This is a genomic window from Celeribacter sp. (genome assembly GCF_048261515.1).
GTDB lineage: Bacteria > Pseudomonadota > Alphaproteobacteria > Rhodobacterales > Rhodobacteraceae > Celeribacter.
On the sequence record NZ_JBLXFZ010000002.1, the window covers coordinates 168,798 to 184,732 of the forward strand.

Annotated in this window: 12 protein-coding genes and 1 pseudogene; 3 read left to right on the forward strand and 10 right to left on the reverse strand. The window is 54.6% G+C overall.

The genetic code is table 11. The features are described 5' to 3' along the window. Positions 1–24: 24 nt before the first annotated feature. Positions 25–177 (forward strand): hypothetical protein, encoded by a 153-nt coding sequence (locus tag ACN0SC_RS05685; protein WP_417248697.1) that lies wholly within the window; start codon positions 25–27, stop codon positions 175–177. On the opposite strand, the gene ACN0SC_RS05690 is transcribed toward ACN0SC_RS05685, so the two are convergent. Together ACN0SC_RS05690 and ACN0SC_RS05695 are read right to left on the reverse strand one after the other, a co-directional pair. Further along, positions 170–646 (reverse strand): hypothetical protein, encoded by a 477-nt coding sequence (locus ACN0SC_RS05690; protein ID WP_417248698.1) that lies wholly within the window; start codon positions 644–646, stop codon positions 170–172. The genes ACN0SC_RS05685 and ACN0SC_RS05690 overlap by 8 nt on opposite strands. A gap of 87 nt (positions 647–733) precedes the next feature. Continuing rightward, on the reverse strand, positions 734–2,611 hold the full coding sequence (locus tag ACN0SC_RS05695) for a hypothetical protein (RefSeq protein WP_417248699.1): 1,878 nt from the start codon (positions 2,609–2,611) through the stop codon (positions 734–736). A gap of 648 nt (positions 2,612–3,259) precedes the next feature. Between ACN0SC_RS05695 and ACN0SC_RS05700 the strand changes: the two are divergent. Continuing rightward, positions 3,260–3,418 (forward strand): annotated as a pseudogene (locus ACN0SC_RS05700) (IS3 family transposase); the annotation flags it as partial. 535 nt (positions 3,419–3,953) lie between these two features. Here the strand turns inward: ACN0SC_RS05700 and ACN0SC_RS05705 are convergent. The 5 genes from ACN0SC_RS05705 to ACN0SC_RS05725 form a co-directional block, all read right to left on the reverse strand. After that, positions 3,954–4,256 carry a helix-turn-helix domain-containing protein gene (locus tag ACN0SC_RS05705; protein WP_417248700.1) on the reverse strand — a complete coding sequence of 101 codons (303 nt, stop codon included), beginning with the start codon at positions 4,254–4,256 and terminating at the stop codon, positions 3,954–3,956. Next, on the reverse strand, positions 4,253–4,378 hold the full coding sequence (locus ACN0SC_RS05710; RefSeq protein WP_417248701.1) for a hypothetical protein: 126 nt from the start codon (positions 4,376–4,378) through the stop codon (positions 4,253–4,255). The genes ACN0SC_RS05705 and ACN0SC_RS05710 overlap by 4 nt, the downstream gene beginning before the upstream one ends. A gap of 334 nt (positions 4,379–4,712) precedes the next feature. Further along, the gene (locus ACN0SC_RS05715) at positions 4,713–6,092 is read right to left on the reverse strand and encodes a hypothetical protein (RefSeq protein WP_417248702.1); all 1,380 of its coding nucleotides are present in this window, start codon (positions 6,090–6,092) and stop codon (positions 4,713–4,715) included. Then, the gene (locus tag ACN0SC_RS05720) at positions 6,089–7,924 is read right to left on the reverse strand and encodes a hypothetical protein (RefSeq protein WP_417248703.1); all 1,836 of its coding nucleotides are present in this window, start codon (positions 7,922–7,924) and stop codon (positions 6,089–6,091) included. Before ACN0SC_RS05720 ends, ACN0SC_RS05715 begins: the two co-directional genes overlap by 4 nt. 315 nt (positions 7,925–8,239) lie before the next feature. Further along, positions 8,240–9,028 carry a hypothetical protein gene (locus ACN0SC_RS05725; protein WP_417248704.1) on the reverse strand — a complete coding sequence of 263 codons (789 nt, stop codon included), beginning with the start codon at positions 9,026–9,028 and terminating at the stop codon, positions 8,240–8,242. Between the two features lie 302 nt (positions 9,029–9,330). On the opposite strand from ACN0SC_RS05725, the gene ACN0SC_RS05730 reads away from it, so the two are divergent. Further along, positions 9,331–9,453: a hypothetical protein gene (locus ACN0SC_RS05730; protein WP_417248705.1), complete on the forward strand. Its 123-nt coding sequence runs from the start codon at positions 9,331–9,333 to the stop codon at positions 9,451–9,453. A 411-nt stretch (positions 9,454–9,864) separates the two neighbouring features. On the opposite strand, the gene ACN0SC_RS05735 is transcribed toward ACN0SC_RS05730, so the two are convergent. The 3 genes from ACN0SC_RS05735 to ACN0SC_RS05745 are packed head-to-tail and all read right to left on the reverse strand — an operon-like array spanning position 9,865 to position 15,831. Then, complete coding sequence (locus tag ACN0SC_RS05735; protein WP_417248706.1) at positions 9,865–10,443, reverse strand: exonuclease domain-containing protein; 579 nt, start codon at positions 10,441–10,443, stop codon at positions 9,865–9,867. A gap of 22 nt (positions 10,444–10,465) precedes the next feature. Then, positions 10,466–10,954, reverse strand: a complete 489-nt coding sequence (locus ACN0SC_RS05740; RefSeq protein ID WP_417248707.1) for a hypothetical protein — start codon at positions 10,952–10,954, stop codon at positions 10,466–10,468. Continuing rightward, positions 10,951–15,831 carry a DEAD/DEAH box helicase gene (locus ACN0SC_RS05745; RefSeq protein ID WP_417248708.1) on the reverse strand — a complete coding sequence of 1,627 codons (4,881 nt, stop codon included), beginning with the start codon at positions 15,829–15,831 and terminating at the stop codon, positions 10,951–10,953. Before ACN0SC_RS05745 ends, ACN0SC_RS05740 begins: the two co-directional genes overlap by 4 nt. Between the last annotated feature and the right edge of the window lie 104 nt (positions 15,832–15,935).

The window sequence follows — 15,935 nt, forward strand, 5'->3', positions numbered from 1 at the left end:
CATCTGATCGATTAGGAGATAGAGATGACGAAGGAGCCGACAACTTTGAAAGATGTCGCCGACAGGGTGGTGAAGAACATCCGTCGTAAGACTGGCCAGATGTATTCATCGGAAGAGAAGATCCGCATCGTTTTGGTTGGTTGGGCTTATCGTGTCTTTCTTATGGGCATCACGTGACGGGGACAGTTATCACGATTTCGTCGTCAGTCGGAATTTTGAACAAAACGAGTTCACTTTCGTCGCGCTCGTCGCAAGTGAAAGCGACGAGATCGCGGGTTGCGCGGATCATGTGGACAAAGGGGGTTTCGACCACTTTTCCGCGATGCCCCATTGCGAAACTCTCAGCGACATCGAGATCGGTGGTCCACGCCAAGCCGTCATGGCCAGCGTACTGCCCACGGTAGAGCCGTACGATCGTGTCCGGAAGATGTGCAACAAGGTGCTCGGGGCGCGCATGACGAAACCGCGCAAACAGAGGTTCGAAGCGGTCGTAAGGAATGTCGTCGAAACCGCACCATTCTTCGGATACTGCGCTCCAGAAAATACCTCCCTGATCGTCGCTCAGGCCTTCGCCCCAGGTTGCAAAAACTTTGGCGCGCTCGGTGCTATTGCTCAACTTGAGCTGCATTTTAAGCTCGTTCAACATGTGTTCTCAGTCCTTTCTACAAATATGCAACATGTGGTGCAGACCGGCACGAGGTTACTCTCACGCCCGTCGATGCTTTTGAAACCCTCACATCAGCCGCGGCAGCTTTTCGATTGCGTCCCGCTTCACACGAAGAGGCGTCTCGTCACGGTAGGTTGAGGTGTTGATGCTCTCATTCCCATTGCTATCGATGTGACCCACCAGATCTGTGCGCGTGACGTCATGGACGTCATGACAATGCAGGAGCGTGTGATTGACGTAGTGGCGCAGGCTATGGATGCACAGCTTGCGGCGGTTGCCCTTGAGCGCAATCGTCATCGACTTGCGCCAAGTGTCGTCAAAGCGCTCACCGAATTTCTCGACCGACAAGGCGAGGTCTTCCGTCGTCGCCCGTTTGCTTCCTTTGCGCGGGACGGGAACGACATCGGGGAAGAGCAGCGAATGGCCTTTCTTGGTAATGGACGCCGCATATTCCATGATGCCCAGCTCGATCAGGTGGGAGTGGATGGGCACCAAGCGTGTCAACCTGTCGTCTTCATGGCAGTCTGCGGCTTCGCCCTTGATCCCACGATATACATTTGCCTGGATCACAAAGGTTGGGATATCGTCGATGATCTGAACATCCGATGCCAACATTCCGGCAATCTCGGCGCGTCTTGCGCCCGTGTAAGCCAAGATGAGCGGAATCCAGTATTTCCCGTCTTTCACGATGGTTGTTCCAGCGTCATGACGGCGGCCTTCGGAGCGCGCGCCTGTCCACAGAGTGTGGGTGAACAGTTGGCGTGCTTCTTCAACGCGGAACACAGCGCGGGCCTTGTGCTTGTTGCGAGAGGATTTCTTCTTCGGCTTCAGTCCTTTGGTTTCCAATGCGGGCAGCGGGACGCCTTCTGCTCGTGCGCGGGCAATCAACAACTCCATGGACTTCACGTGCCGACGTGTCGTGCTGGATGACAGTCCGCGCTCATTGGGCGCGACATGCCGTGCGTTCAAATACACCTCGTCAATCGTGCGATGCGCGTCTTTGTCGGAGCGCATGAAGCTTTTCGGAAACTTCTGCAAACTGTCGGCCCAGTGGGTCAAATGTGCCTGCTTGATTTCCGTGATATTAGTAATGCCGGTAATGAACATGAAGCGGCGAACGTCAGCCTCGCGCGCCTTCGCGACATCTTTAGTCATGTCGTTTTCAACTGCCGTGCGATGGAACAGATGGGCGATATCGTCGGACCAGGTGTCGGGCGTTGCGTTGAGCGCATCTTCCTTTGACGCTGAAAAGTGAATTTCAAGACTTTTCATAGTCTTGCAGATTTCTTTTGAAGCTTCACGTGAGGGTTGGTCAAGTTGTGTTGTGACTGCCGCGGGAGCCGGCTCGACCTGCGCAGAAGGTTTTTCTTGCAGTGTGGTCACCGGAGGCGGTGTTTCCTCATGCGTGGCGGGTTCAGGTGCAACGGCCCGCTGGATCGGCGGCGTCTCGTCGCTGTTTTCGGGGTGCGAAACGTTAGGCAGGCTATCCACCTGAACTGTTTTCAACGCCTCTAAACGTGCCCGAAAATGTGCTGCGCGCAGCTGTGCGATATGTTCCTCGTCGTTGAGAGTGTTTCCAGTAAGCGACGAATAAATTGAGCACAGATGGTGCCGTCTCTCTTTGGAAAGTGCCTTATTTGCTTCAACTTCATACAAGTGCAAGACGGTTTCCAGCGTCTGCTCGTCCCATTTGGGGTCAATTTGATCCATTGGGAATTTGCTACGGATACCGCGCTCAAGGAAGCTCTTATAAATAATAGGGAGGAGCGTGAGACTACGTTCGTTGTGGTCTGAGAAGCGTCCCCACATACGGGCAAAATCTACCTGGCGGTTCAAGTCAGACGTGCATTTTGCGAGATAGAACTGGAAATACTGGCGTACGGTCGTTTCCGGCAGGGCGGGTTTAAACAAAAGAAAGGCATCAAACATTTTGGTGAACTCCATCGTAAGTCGTTCAACCCATGTATGCGCAAGTTTTTGATCTGTCGTCCCCAAGGCCACTAAAATTGGCGAAGAAGATGTGGATAACTTTGGAATGCGGCGGCGAAAGTAGAGCCGGTCGCGTTTGCAATAGAGGTATTTTCGGTGTGTCACAGTGGACCTCAATGTTGAGGCCATCGGCGGAAAATGTGGGCTACAACCAGTGTTTTGTGAGACCTGTGTGAGACGCCTGTGAGACGAATCTCGAAAAATCGCCGAAAGTGATCGGAGCTATTTTCGTTTTCTCTTCCATATCAACACTTTAGGGTTGCTATGGCTCCGGCGGTAGGGGCGGGCACCTGTCAGCAGTTCCCGTTGAAAACAAGGGAAATATTCTCCGAGTCCGCATCAAATTCGGCGGTGTGTCATAAAATGTGCCGTATTCAGTGCACCATGTCAACGTGTGCACAACACCTTGCTAAAAAGCAAAATCAGGAAAAGGATTCTGGAACGGGGACAACAGAGAGGCAAACAAAGTACTCTCCCTAATCATGACACGTTTTCCGTTAGGGATTGTCTGGTTGCATGAATGACGTGTCACGAAGAATGTCGGAGAGTTTGTTTTTTCTCAGAGAGGGTTTGTTGCTCATCGTAAACACCAAGGAGTGGGCGATGAGAAAGGCAACGACGAGCCCTGGCGAGAAGATCGTCAAAAACATCAATCGAGCCACCCGCAAGCATTATTCATCTGAGGAGAATATCAGGATCGTGCCGGATGGCCTGCGCGGCGAGGACAGCATTGCACAGCTGTGCCGGCGTGAGGGCATATCTCAGGTCATTACCAGAAAGAGTCTCGGAAGGGCTCCCGTGAATGGGTGAGATACAAGGGATATCCAGCCAACAACCCAAAACCACCGCGCCTGCGCTGATGTGAAAACAACAAGCTGGGCGTGAAAATGCTGAGAGGGCTCAGTTGCTGGCAGCTGCCCATCCTGACAGTCGTGGATCGAGACGGAGCCAAGCGAGCCCAGCGGATCGCGGACCGGACCAATAAGACGATCCAGAAAGCCCTGGACCCCGTAATATCAGCCGACGCTGTTCTGTGCAGTTATGCTCTGCGTGCATATGGAAATTTCGCCAGCATGAAGGGGCTGGAACACTTCGTGGTCGGGTGGCGCCAAGGGCAAGGCCAAGGCGACCGCCTCGCACCACATCCAGAACGTCAATTCCCTGCATTCGAGATACAAGGACTTCATCCAGCAGTTCAAAGGGCAGGCGTCAAAGTATCTGTCAGTCTATGTGGATTGGTTTGTCGCTCGTCAGTCTCTCATTTCGCCCTTGGAGGCGTTCCTGCGGGCGTGAGGGGTCAGGTGATGGCTTCAATGCCCTTGCGGTCGATCACATCCAAAAGGCGCACAGAGGGCCCACTCGGAGAGCGGTTTCCTTGCTCCCATTGAGCGATCGTATTGCTGCCAACATTGAGAAAGGCGGCAAAAACAGCCTGACTCATTCGTGTTTTCTTGCGGATGGCCTTGATGTCCTTCGCAGCAAAGGTCCGCGGTTCAGGCAAGCACAGCTCGTCCATCACCCGCATGGTGATGTCGTCCATGGCGCCGACATCATGCAGATCTTTTGCCATGTCGTGTGCGATATCGAGTATCTCGCTCAATTATTACACTCCAGTTCTGCGATTGACCCTTTGGCTTTCAGGGATTCGACTTGTTCGTCGGTTGTCTTGATTAAATCCGCGGCGACTAATGCCAGAGCTTGATACTCGCCTTCTTCGCCCATTGGGCAAACACCTTACCTTTGAATGCTCTCAACTCATTCTCTATATATCATAGTGATACAGTTTTCGTTTTACAATTTTGCAGTGCTTACAGCTTTCATCATCGCGTCATGCATTGATACTGGCTGTTTTTTCTGTAACCGAAGCGTGAAGTGTCGATTGTCGCTTCATTCCCAACACGGTTTGCGGACACGACAAAAATCAAAAGCCGGTCATCTCCGGTTTTGAACCCCAAACAGCCCGTGCTTGAACGGTTTGTTTTGGGAAAACCTAAAAAATGGTGTTGTTTTTGTATCTCCAAAACCGCAAGAGCCACGATCTATCACAAAGTGCGCATCATACATCGAAGTCATCAAATATATCGCCGATTTCCTTTCCTGCCGCCGCAAGTGCAGCTTGTTTGGCTCTGTCACCGGTGTATTTCTTGCGCGCTTGTTGCGATGTGTGGTCGTTCAACAGCATTCCCGCGAGCGTTGCGTCCTCGCTGATAGAGAACACTATGTCGTAGACAATAGAGCGACATATATGTGCACCTGTTCCAAACTCTGATGACCAGACTTGAGAGACGTAATTCTCGGCAACCAGCGTGCCATCAGGGTGCACAAAAAGTGGCCATTCCTGCTCTTGCGCTCGTTTACGTAGGGTTTCGAGATATTTATCATCGTCATCCTGCAGCAGTCGTGCATCGACGAAATGCTGGACGCTGGGGTGCACTGAGCCCGGATAGGTTTCACGACCGGCGCGATGGCGGGTTTTGCGCAGCTTGTAGTCCCGAAGACGGTAGCGTCCATCAGACCAGATCAGGTCGCGGCCAAACCTGAGATCGTGCCATTCTCTTCTGAGAGGCGTCAGCGGAGGGACCGCGATGGCCAGCGCGCGGTTGCGCTGAATATGTCTATGTGCAGGATTTGCGTATTTGCGGACCCGTTTCAGAATCTCGTGGGCACGCGGATGAATGGTTGTGACATCAATGTTGGCAAGCGCTGCAAATTTCTGCGATGTCTCCACCTTATCTCGGTCGCGCAATTTGATGAGAAGACTATCCAGTTCTTTTACCAGAGTCTTGGAGTAGGCTTTCGAAAACCGCATGAAATCCCGCAGATCGTTGAAGGTGGCTGTTATGGTTGCAGGGCGCAACTTGGCGCCGCGATTAGAAGTCCGTGTCGTCTCATAGGCGTAGAACGCACGCAGCGCTTCGATAGTGAAGTCCAGATCCATGCCGTTCTCTCGCAGAAACCAGCCGAATTGGCAGAGTTTGCGCGTCATGCGATCATAAATATCCGGGGCCAGTTTGATCTTGCCATCGTCTCTGCGGTTTTTGATGTGTGCAAGATGCTGCTGCCAGTCCTTGGGTAGGTCTTCGGGGTAAAGCGAGATTTTTCGTTGATAGTCTCGCTGCGGCTCGCGGGAAATGCCAGCAAAGCGCGTACAGATTGAAAAGGGAGCGCGTGCCGCACGAAGAGGGCCAAGTGCTGCCGCTGTCGGGCCATCGGTTTTGAGCATTGCTGCAATGGCGGAGTCGATGGAGGATAGTCCGCCATTGAGGCGCGCCCAAACATGGCAATCGGAGGGCGTTAGTTCGGTGCAGTCATGTTCGGTCATGAATTCGACCAGACTGTCGAGCGCGTGCAACTCGGCAAGAGGCATGCTCAGCAGGATTGGCGAAGCAGCATTAGGTTGCCAGTGAGGTTTGGCGAGGATCTCGTGACGGTTCATTTTCCGATTAAAGCCTCCGCCAAAAGGTCCTGCACTTCTTCGAGTTTTTGCCTCTTGTCGATCCATCCGTAATAAGTATCGAGCACGCCGACCGAGCACCCGAGATAGGCGGCAGCGCGACCGCGATTGCTCCATGACCGTGCCAGAAGAAGAGACGCGAAACCATGTCGGAAATTGTGCGGATACATCGGCAAGCCGATCTCTGCGCTACTCCGTGTTAGCCATTTATGAAGCATTGATCCGGAGAGAGGCTTTGCGGATTGCTCGGATACGAAGAGATGTGTGGCTTGTGCGCATTTCTGCTCTTTGCAGAAATCGGGATTAGCGAAGTCAAACAGTGGACGCGCTGTCTTCAGATACCAGTCGAGGACATCGTAACCGCAATACTTGTCATCGCGGATATAAATGGGGGGTAGTTCAACGTATTCGCCCTTCATGTCTTTCTGCGCGATCCGTAGTTCGAAGATCTTGTTTTCATCAATCGTCTTGCGGAAAAAGTTCTGATGAACACCACTACATTGTGCGGTTAAAGCGCTGCCTTTCCGTAGGCCGGCCCCACGGATTTCCAGCGCGGAGAATGCCGCGCAGGTGGCAAGTCGCCGCGCATCGCGCAGTTTAGGTCTGGTGAGAGGTTTGTCAGTCGCAAGGATATCTTTCGCTCGCTCCTGGTAGAGCACGTGCTGCCGGAGAAACGTGCGCACATCGGCGGGATTATGAATAAGTTTCTCGCAGAAGGTTCGGCTCTTTGGGGACATCTTTCCCCTCGCCATGTGTCCTTCCTGCAGGTGCGGGTTTTTCTTCAGGTTTTTAAGCCATTTCTTGGTCTTGATGCCGTTGGCTTTGCCGATCTGCGCGACGGTCCGGATGTATTCTGCAGCAGTCCGATGACTGATTTCACCATCCTTTTCCGCAAGCTTGATCCAGTGACGAATGACGGGGATACGAACATGTGTTTCAAATAGGGGGTCGAGACAGTTCAAGGAGGCAAGGTCTACTACACCTGTTTCTTGTGCCGCACGGGCCAAGGCGATCAGCGCGGCGCGGTAGGCCTCGGCTGTCTTCGCGTTGAAATTTTCCGATGAGCTCTCCGACACATCATCGTATGTGCTCTGATCGTAGCGCGCTGTTTCGACCATGTCGTCAATCATTCTGCGTACGGCCTCGGGCACGGGGCTGCGGGCCGTAGGAATAAGATAGTCAGTATCGAAGTCATCAGGCAGGAATGCTGCGATCTGCGGGAAAACACGGTGTCGATTGAGCGCTTTGAGTGCAAGCACGGATGCGTGACGCGTGTGCTCCGGCATTCCATCCAGAAACGTCGGCACGACGTCAGGGGTCAGGTCCATTGGGTCGATACCTGCCGCTCGCGCACGGTCGGAAAATGTCCGGATAGCGCCAAATGTTGCAGGGTGCATCGGTCCGTGATTTTTTGAAAGGTCTTCCAAAAGCGCAAGGAATGGCGTCCAACCATCGATGTGATCTCTTAGTGCTTTCTTTGCGTCGATCAGGCCGAGCGTGCTTCGGATCCGTCGACGGACGACTTCGCGCCACTTCGAGTAGGCGCTCTTGGATGACCAAAAGCCGCGTGAGGCGCCTGGAAGAGGCCCGGCACCAATCTGTTTTACCGGCGGAAAATGCGCATCAAACCAAGCCAACAGGTCAGCGCCGTCGCCATCGAAAGTCGAAAGGGGAGCAGCGAAAAACTCGCTCAAGCGCATAATCCGGTTGCGTTCTGTTGTGTCGGCAGTTTCGTCGAACACGGTCTGCATCGTTTTTGGGGCGGGCAGAGTGTTGGTTATCGCGGTCTGTGAAGCACTGGAGAAAAGGCCCATTCGGCACTCCTCGTAATGTTGAAGGGACGCGACCGTCTTCCGGGACGGCTGGGGTTCTTATGAGCGAGTTGGCCTTAGGGCCGGATACGGCCTTTCAGGAAACTCGTACGCGGCGAACGAACCAGAAAGTGGTCATCATGTTCTCGAAGAGGGGTGTTGAAACTGCCAAGAGAGGTTGATGTGCGGTGTGAGTTTCTCACGCTAAAATCCATGGGAGGTCCTTTCATTTGGTTTGACGGGCAGATTGGCTGCTTGGCGTGCAGACGAAGCGAAAATGTGCGTTCGAGTCGAAATATTCGGAAACTAAGCGACCCCTTATGTTTTCGAGAGTTTCGCCTCGGACGACGCCCTGTGCAGGCAATCGCCTCGGCGTGCATCTGCGCCAGTTTCCGTGCAGGAACAGGGTGTTTTGGCTTGGGCAGCTGCGTATGCTGCGGTGTCAGCAAACAGACCTCGTGGCGTGCCACCCGCTTGCCTGTGAACGGCTTTCTGTGCGCATCCAGACTCTTTCGCGTCCGTTGCGGAAGGGGGCTCATCAGAGCCGGAGAGGGTGAACCTGCGTGCCACGTCTGAAACGATGTATCTGACGCGTCCCTGACTGATGATGCGAGCTGGAAGATCGTCTTTGTTGGCGAGCACCGCGTCGACCCGTGTTTGAGAAACCTCGAGATGCCGTGCCAGTCGTGAGCCTGGCAGGGTGTGTTCTGGGATCGGCGTCAAAATTTGAAATGCGTTTCTTGGACTTGCCAGCATCTGCTTGACTTGTGCCTTAAGCATGAGGTGCCGCTTCGGTCCGAACGCGTAGAGTGGGGGGTATTCGTTGTTGGGTGCGCGCAGTTGATCGAGAAGGACCTCACTTGAGATGCCGAACCATTCCGCGACTTTTGCTACGCGCACGAGGCCTTCGCCCAACATGTCTTCTTCGATGGAGGTCGTAGGTGACACCCCCAAGAGTTGCTCGTAGATCCGTAACATCGGAAACTTGCGACCGAGGGGCTGAATTCCGAACCGTTGAAGGAACGGACCTACCTCGTTGCGGGACAGTGTCGACCACTGGTGCAAATCAAGTAAGCTGGCTGGGTGAAATTTCGAGAATGGTAACATTTTCATCTCCTGTTTCACAGGAGATGGTTTGGGTTTCAGTCGGACGGAAATCATTTATGTCGTTTGCCTGCTGTCGACGCGACTATCTGTTTTTTTTGCTACCAATTAATGGCCATCGGTGGGCCTAAAATGGCTTTTGTGCATTTCGTTGTCGCCCTTTTATGCCAGGCCCGACACGTTGCCCGCCGAACAGGCGGTTGAGGATTTAGGTTTTGCCGGTTCGTCGGTTGATCCTATCTTCTCGTTGGGCCCGGTGCTGACCGCCGAATAGGCGGCTGAGAAAGATCAAAGGATGCACTTCCTTGTCGCTCTTCTATGCCGGGCCCGACATGTTGTCCGCCGAACAGGCGGTTGAGGATTTAGGTTTTGCCGGTTCGCCGGTTGATCCTATCTTCTCGTTGGGCCCGGTGCTGACCGCCGAATAGGCGGCTGAGAAAGATCGAAGGATGCACTTCCTTGTCGCTCTTCTATGCCGGGTCCGACATTTCACACAGTGAATGGCTGCGGTCTTACAATATTAGGCGCTGGAACATTGACAATGGCGGGGTGGCACCCGCGCATAAACTGAGAACGGTCGCCTATATTCGATGGATGGACCCCATTGATAATGGGGGGATTTCTGGGGGCTTGCCTTACTTGAGAGTCAAACCGAGATATTTGTGCGATGGCACGCAATCGCTACGCATTTTGAGGCCTATCTCAGAGCCTATCCCTCCTTCGCGTTACTGTCGTTCACCAGTTGTGCGGCGAAGGCCTGCAATCCGGCCATGTGAAAGAAGTGCTTTCTCTCTACCCAATTATTTATAGTTTCTTATATTCAGGTGACGAGTGGGCGATCACAAACCGTGAAAACAAACCTCCAATCCCTTAGCCCTCTCTGCGTGCAAAACGACCTCGGCAGCGGCGCGGGCGTCTTCGCCTGCGTCGTGGTGGTCGAAAGAAAGACGCAAATGGGTCTTGAGGGATGCGAGGCCATGCCCGCCGTTTCCTTTCAGCTCTGGCCAGGCGCGCCGGGCGACGGTCACACTGTTCTGCCAGGTCCAGGGAGGCTCGTCGCGCTGTAACATCGCGCATGCTGCACGGAAGGCGCTGCGGTCGAAGCCTGAATGCTGGTAGATGGTGAGGCCACAGAGCGGGGCTTCGATCATTGAGAGGACTTCTGCAAATCTGGGAGCGCCGCTTACGGTGGACTGGCAAATGCCGTGCAGCCCAGTGAATGCCCATGTCGATGTGCATGGGTCAACGTAGGTCGTCCAGGTTTCAATGGAATTATCAGGGCGAACGCAAGCCACGCCGATCTGGCAGATGCTGGCTCGGTCGTGATTGGCGGTTTCGACATCAAGAGCTACGAAACGGAAGGGGCCGGACGGGAAGCCCGTGCTTTCGGTGGTGCGGCGTCCAAAAATACTCGGCATCAGAAAACGTCCTTTGGAATAGCTACGGTAGGCAATTGCTTGCGTCCTCGAAGCGCCCGAGCACATCGATACAGGCCACGATGTCTGCCAAGGCATCCCGTGCTTCGTCGCGCTCTTGTCGTGCGTAGAACAAATTCGACTGCGCATCCGAAAGGGCATCTTGCGTTTCTTCAAGCTCTTCCAATGTGGTTTCGAGGGCCGCGCGCATTCGCTGATTGTCTTCGAGGAGATCGTTGTAATCGTCCACCAGCGCGTTGAACCTGTTCAGAAGGCCGTCATATTCATCCGCGCATTCGGTGAAGTTCGATTTACAAGTGAAACCTTCATAATTGCACTGGTAACTGTCAAAGCACACGGCATCCGAGCTCACGCACTTACCTGAACTCGAGCAAACCGTTTCGCCGTATCCAAGGCAGGCGCCACGAGCGCCCCAATTGCAACTGAAGTTTTGCTGCGCCGCCACCCCCGTTGGGATTAGGAGGGCCAACACGGCGAGTGCTTTGATCTTCATTCTGGCAAATCCAGTTTCGGCAGGGCGCGGACAATCTTCATCGTCTCCAGGCTCACCGTGATCACCCGTTGGAACAGCTCCAGCGGGTAGGCCGGGTTGTTCATGGTCTCGTTGGCGTAGTCGTTGGCGTCGTTGACGATGCCGCTGGCCTTGTCGGTCTTGACCACCTGGCGCTCCATCACCCATTCGAGCGCCGGTTTGCCGTTGACCACGTAGTCATAGGCCTCAAGCGGGATGTCGGTCATGGTGATGTTGGAGTTGTAGATCACCGTGGTCTTGTCCTTATCGCGCGCTTTGCCGCCGAACTTCATCTTGGTGACGCGGTAGAAGGCCTTGGGGTCATCAACGACCCAGGTGCGCGGATCGCCCTGCTTGTAGGTGACGGGGTAGGGCTCAACAGTTTCGTAGTTCACATGCAGGTCGCCAAGGCGCCGCCCGGCGTCGGAGAAGGCGCGGAAGTCGGCATAGGTCTTCACGCAGGGAATGCGGGGCAGTTCCTTGGTCAGGTTATCGGCGTAGCGGTCGCGATAGTCGGGCGAATGCAGCAGGCCGTAGACGTAGTAGAAGATGTCCTCCTTGCTGATCTCCTCGCCCGGATAGGCCGCCTGGAAATGCGCCAGCCCGGCATCGGTGATCGCGTCACGGCGCTGGAGGCCGGAGGACTGGCCCTCGAAGAGGCCGCCAGATTCCTCGTCCTGTTGGTCGTAGAGGTAGAGGGGAAAACACTGTGAGTTGTAGTGAAATTTCAGCTCGCTTACGCGATCAGCCATCAAAATAGAGAACTCAACGGCTTCTCCAACGCCTACAATTACGATCGTCCGATTTGAAACTTCTTGTTTTGGATACATACGAGGCATTTGGCCTTGACGATGAATCCACATCTTATCGTTGTAGACGAACTGCCTCTGAAATGGCCGATATAAGCCAAGTTGTATTTCCTGTTCAGAGAAAACAGCCGGAACTCCTTTCTCAAGATATGAGAAGAGGCTGCTGGTCCAGCTGATCTTCTTGGGATCATTGGAAACAGCAGACTTCAAATTCCTGCTACTTTCGCCGGCCCATCGGGTTCTTTCCTCTTCATACTGGCGGACTGATCTCTTCATATGCTCTTTGAGATCGCATCGGGAGAAATTGAACACCCAGTAGTCCCGGCCTGTTTCCAGCCCGCGCGTATAGTTCTCGAATAAGACCGATCCGGTTCGATCCTTCTTATCCCCAATCTTCATGAACGCATCGAAGCTCGCGTCGCGCTGGTTCAGCCAGTCGTTCTGATCGTCCGGCGTGATTTGTTCCCAACCTTGCGAATTGCTGATCCCCTTCACCGCACCGAAGTCGCGAATGATCGCCAGCTTTTGTTTGCGATCAAGGTAATCTCCGATGTCTCGAAAAAAGATGCGCCCATGTTGTGTAGCATTTGGGTTTTTGACAAAAACGCTGATCCCAATTGGAGCACGACTACCAGACCCGAAGGTCTGACCACCTTCTTTGCGTGCTCGTTCGCCACTGGTTCGAGTGTTCCCGCGAAGGTGAAATACATAGAGGTCGGTAAATTCCTCGGCCAGACATGCGCGCAGCCCATCCGCCGCATTGCCATCCACCCAGCCAGCATTCGTAACGAATGCCACGACCCCGGCATCACCAATCCGGTCAGATGCCCAACGGATAGCCCGGATGTAGCTGTCATAGAGGGCGTTCTTGTTCGTCGCGGTTGATCGCGCCGCATAGGTATCGCGGATGCGCCCATCCAAGGTCGGGTAGCCGACATTGGCATTGTTATCATTGGCGTTGTTCTGCCCCGAGGAATACGGCGGATTGCCCACGATCACGCGGATATCCAGCTCCTTCTGACGGGTCCGGCGTTCTGAGTTGTCGGGCATGTAGAGCGCAAGCTCGTCGTCGCCTTCATACATCTGGAAGGTGTCGGTCAGGCAGATGCCCTCGAAGGGCACGTAGTCGTTGCTCTTAGCAATCCCTTGGTAAACCGCTTCGATATTGATCGCAGCGATGTAATAGGCCAGCAGGACGATCTCGTTGGCGTGGATTTCGTGACGGAACTTGTGCTCCAGTTCTTCCGGCGCGATCAGGCCTGATTGCAGCAGGCGGGTGATGAAGGTGCCCGTGCCTGTAAAAGGGTCGAGGATATGGACGCCCTTGGAGCCAAGAGTCTGGCCGAAGTGTTCCTGCAACATCTCGTTGACCGAGTGCAGGATGAAATCGACGATCTCGACAGGGGTATATACGATGCCCAGCTTCTCGGTCGTGCGGGGGAAGGCGTTGCGGAAGAACTTGTCGTAAAGCTCGACGATCAGGCGCTGCTTGGCCTGCGGGTCGGTGATCCCGTGGGCGCGGTTGCGGACGCTGGTGTAGAACTTTTCGAGATCTTTGGATTCTTTCTCAAGACGGTTTTCGTCCAGAACATCCAGCACCTGCTGCATCGCGCGGGAAACAGGGTTCTGGTCGGTGAACTGGTGCCCTTCGAACAGCGCCCTGAAGACGGGCCGTGTGATAAGGTGCTGGGCCAGCATCTCGATAGCATCCTGCTCCGAAATGCTGTCGTTCAGATCGTCGCGCAATTCGGCGAGGAAATCATCAAAGGCACGGCGTGCTGGCGTGTCGGCTTCGGCCAGCAACCCGTTGATACGCGAGATGTGGCGCTGTGCGATTTCAGCGATATTGGTGGCCCAGTCTTCCCAGTAATCGCGGGTGCCGCATTTCTTAACGATCTTGGCCATGATGGCCTTGGAGAATTCGTCGATAAAGAGTTCGCCCTGTGTCGGAGCGGGGCCGGTGGTTTCTGCGTCACCACCCCCCGTGCCAATCGCAGATTGAGGCTGTGCCTTCCGCGTTGGCAGTTCGGTGACTTCATGGGTGATGGACTTGAGCTCTTCGGACTCCGGAGTGATACCGACGATCTCGATCCGGTCGGATACATCTTGTCCCAGTGATGCCTGGTTGATGGTGCCGTCGAAACGTTCGTCATGGGCGCGCAGCGCGTTCAGGATTTGCCAGACCACACGGTAGCGGTCGTTATCCTTCAGCGCGACTTCTGGTTCCACACCCGCGGGCACACCGACGGGGAGGATGACGTAGCCCATCTTCTTGCCCTCAGCACGGCGCATGACCCGACCTACCGATTGCACTACGTCGATCAACGACTTGCGCGGATGCAGGAACATGATCGCATCAAGCGCAGGCACGTCGACGCCTTCAGAGAGGCAGCGTGCGTTGGTGAGAATACGCGCCGTATTGCCCTCGGCCTCGGCTTTCAGCCAGTCGAGCAGTTGGTTGCGGGACTTGGCGTTGAAGGTGCCGTCAACGTGCTCGATCTCGATGTCGAGCCGGTCAGGCGAGGAGGGGGCATCGTCCTCTATCAGGGCATCGTCGCCAGTGTATTCGGCCACAACTTGTGTAAACTCGTCTCGGATGAGTTTCGACGCGGCGATGCTTTTGCAGAACGCCAAGGCGCGCTTCATGGGCTGCGGATCGAAGGAGATGTCCTGCTTCAGATCCTGTTTGGTCAGCGCCTTGTAGCAGCCGATGATTTTGGTGGCGTCGTCGAGATCAAGTTCGGAATTTTCATCGGCGAGGCGTTTTTGGACGTTGGCACTCACCAAGCCTTCATCCATTGCCAACACGATCACCTTGTAGTCGGTTAGCAGGCCCTTCTGAACAGCCCAGCCAAAGCCCTTATGGAGCAGTGTCTTGCCGTAGAGGCTCTCATCATCCATCGAGGCCAGAACAGCGGCCTCTTCGTCTGCCTTCGTCTTGACCGCATCGCCGAAAATCCGTGGCGTCGCTGTCATGTAGAGGCGTTTGCGGCCTGTGACGTAGGCATCATCATGGATGCGAACGAAGTTTGAGTCTTCTTCGCCGGCCAACGTGGCGCCTGTCGTGCGGTGTGCTTCGTCACAGACGATCAGGTCGAAGGCGGGAAGGCCTGCCTTTTGCGCGGCGTCGAGCACTCCAATGGACTGGTAGGTCGAAAAGACAACCGTCATTCGCTCCGGATCGTCTTGGGCTGCCTTTTCGACCAATCGTTCAGGGTTGGTAGTCGCGGGGAAGGCAAGGTCGTGCGCCTCAATCTCGGCCACGTCGTCTTTTGAGACACGGCGCTTTCCAACTTGGGCGTCGGAACAAACAGCGAAGGACCGGAGAGGTGTCTCGCTGTCGTTTGTCCACTCCCGAACGGTCTGGGACATCAGAGCAAGGGAGGGCACCATGAACAACACCCTGCCACCCTTGCCAACGAGATCTTCCGAAATCTTGAGGGAGGTGAATGTTTTGCCGGTTCCGCAGGCCATAATCAATTTGCCCCGGTCCGCCTCGGCCAAGCCGTCGCGAACGGCGTCCAGCGCTTCGATCTGGTGGGGTCTGAGGGACTTTTTTTCCGAGAGCACAGCTTCGCCGCGAATGCCGAAGATGCTCCAGTCTATGGGGCTTTCGCGAAGATGAGTGAGGGACAATCGCACCACGGGGATGCTTTGACCTATGATCATCTCCTCGGCGTTCGCACCCCAAGACACTTCAGTGGTGTCGATGACCACGCGACGAACGAAGGGCGCTTTGCCCGACGCCGATATGAAGCTATCAATATCTGCTTTCTGGATCCGGTGTTGTGCTGCGTAGAACTTGCATTGTATCGCGGCATAGCCATCTTCGTTACGAAGCTTTGCGACAAGGTCGATGCCAGTGTCTTTGCCGTTCCAGCCGTACTTGGCGGCCCAATCCGTCCAGGACCAAACCTCCGAGTATTCCTCTGCCTGAACTGGATCCACAGTCAGGTAGGCACACGCCAGACGCTCGAGATAGGTGCCTTTTTCACGTTCAGTTACTGCAGCGTCTCGGTAAGATTGTAGAAGGTCGTCCAGCGCGGTCATATGTGTTCACTCGTTGAAAATATGCAGAAGATTTGGGCTATTCTGGATACTATGCGGAAAAGCCACAACCACTCAACCGGAGATGGCACAATCATGTCATGTCA

Excerpts from the sequence above, each read along its gene's own strand:
- ACN0SC_RS05685 (WP_417248697.1), top strand. The coding sequence starts at position 25 with ATGACGAAGGAGCCGACAACTTTGAAAGATGTCGCCGACAGGGTGGTG.
- ACN0SC_RS05690 (WP_417248698.1), bottom strand. The coding sequence starts at position 646 with ATGTTGAACGAGCTTAAAATGCAGCTCAAGTTGAGCAATAGCACCGAG.
- ACN0SC_RS05695 (WP_417248699.1), bottom strand. The coding sequence starts at position 2,611 with ATGGAGTTCACCAAAATGTTTGATGCCTTTCTTTTGTTTAAACCCGCC.
- ACN0SC_RS05710 (WP_417248701.1), bottom strand. The coding sequence starts at position 4,378 with ATGGGCGAAGAAGGCGAGTATCAAGCTCTGGCATTAGTCGCCGCGGAT.
- ACN0SC_RS05715 (WP_417248702.1), bottom strand. The coding sequence starts at position 6,092 with ATGAACCGTCACGAGATCCTCGCCAAACCTCACTGGCAACCTAATGCT.
- ACN0SC_RS05720 (WP_417248703.1), bottom strand. The coding sequence starts at position 7,924 with ATGGGCCTTTTCTCCAGTGCTTCACAGACCGCGATAACCAACACTCTG.
- ACN0SC_RS05725 (WP_417248704.1), bottom strand. The coding sequence starts at position 9,028 with ATGTTACCATTCTCGAAATTTCACCCAGCCAGCTTACTTGATTTGCAC.
- ACN0SC_RS05735 (WP_417248706.1), bottom strand. The coding sequence starts at position 10,443 with ATGCCGAGTATTTTTGGACGCCGCACCACCGAAAGCACGGGCTTCCCG.
- ACN0SC_RS05740 (WP_417248707.1), bottom strand. The coding sequence starts at position 10,954 with ATGAAGATCAAAGCACTCGCCGTGTTGGCCCTCCTAATCCCAACGGGG.
- ACN0SC_RS05745 (WP_417248708.1), bottom strand. The coding sequence starts at position 15,831 with ATGACCGCGCTGGACGACCTTCTACAATCTTACCGAGACGCTGCAGTA.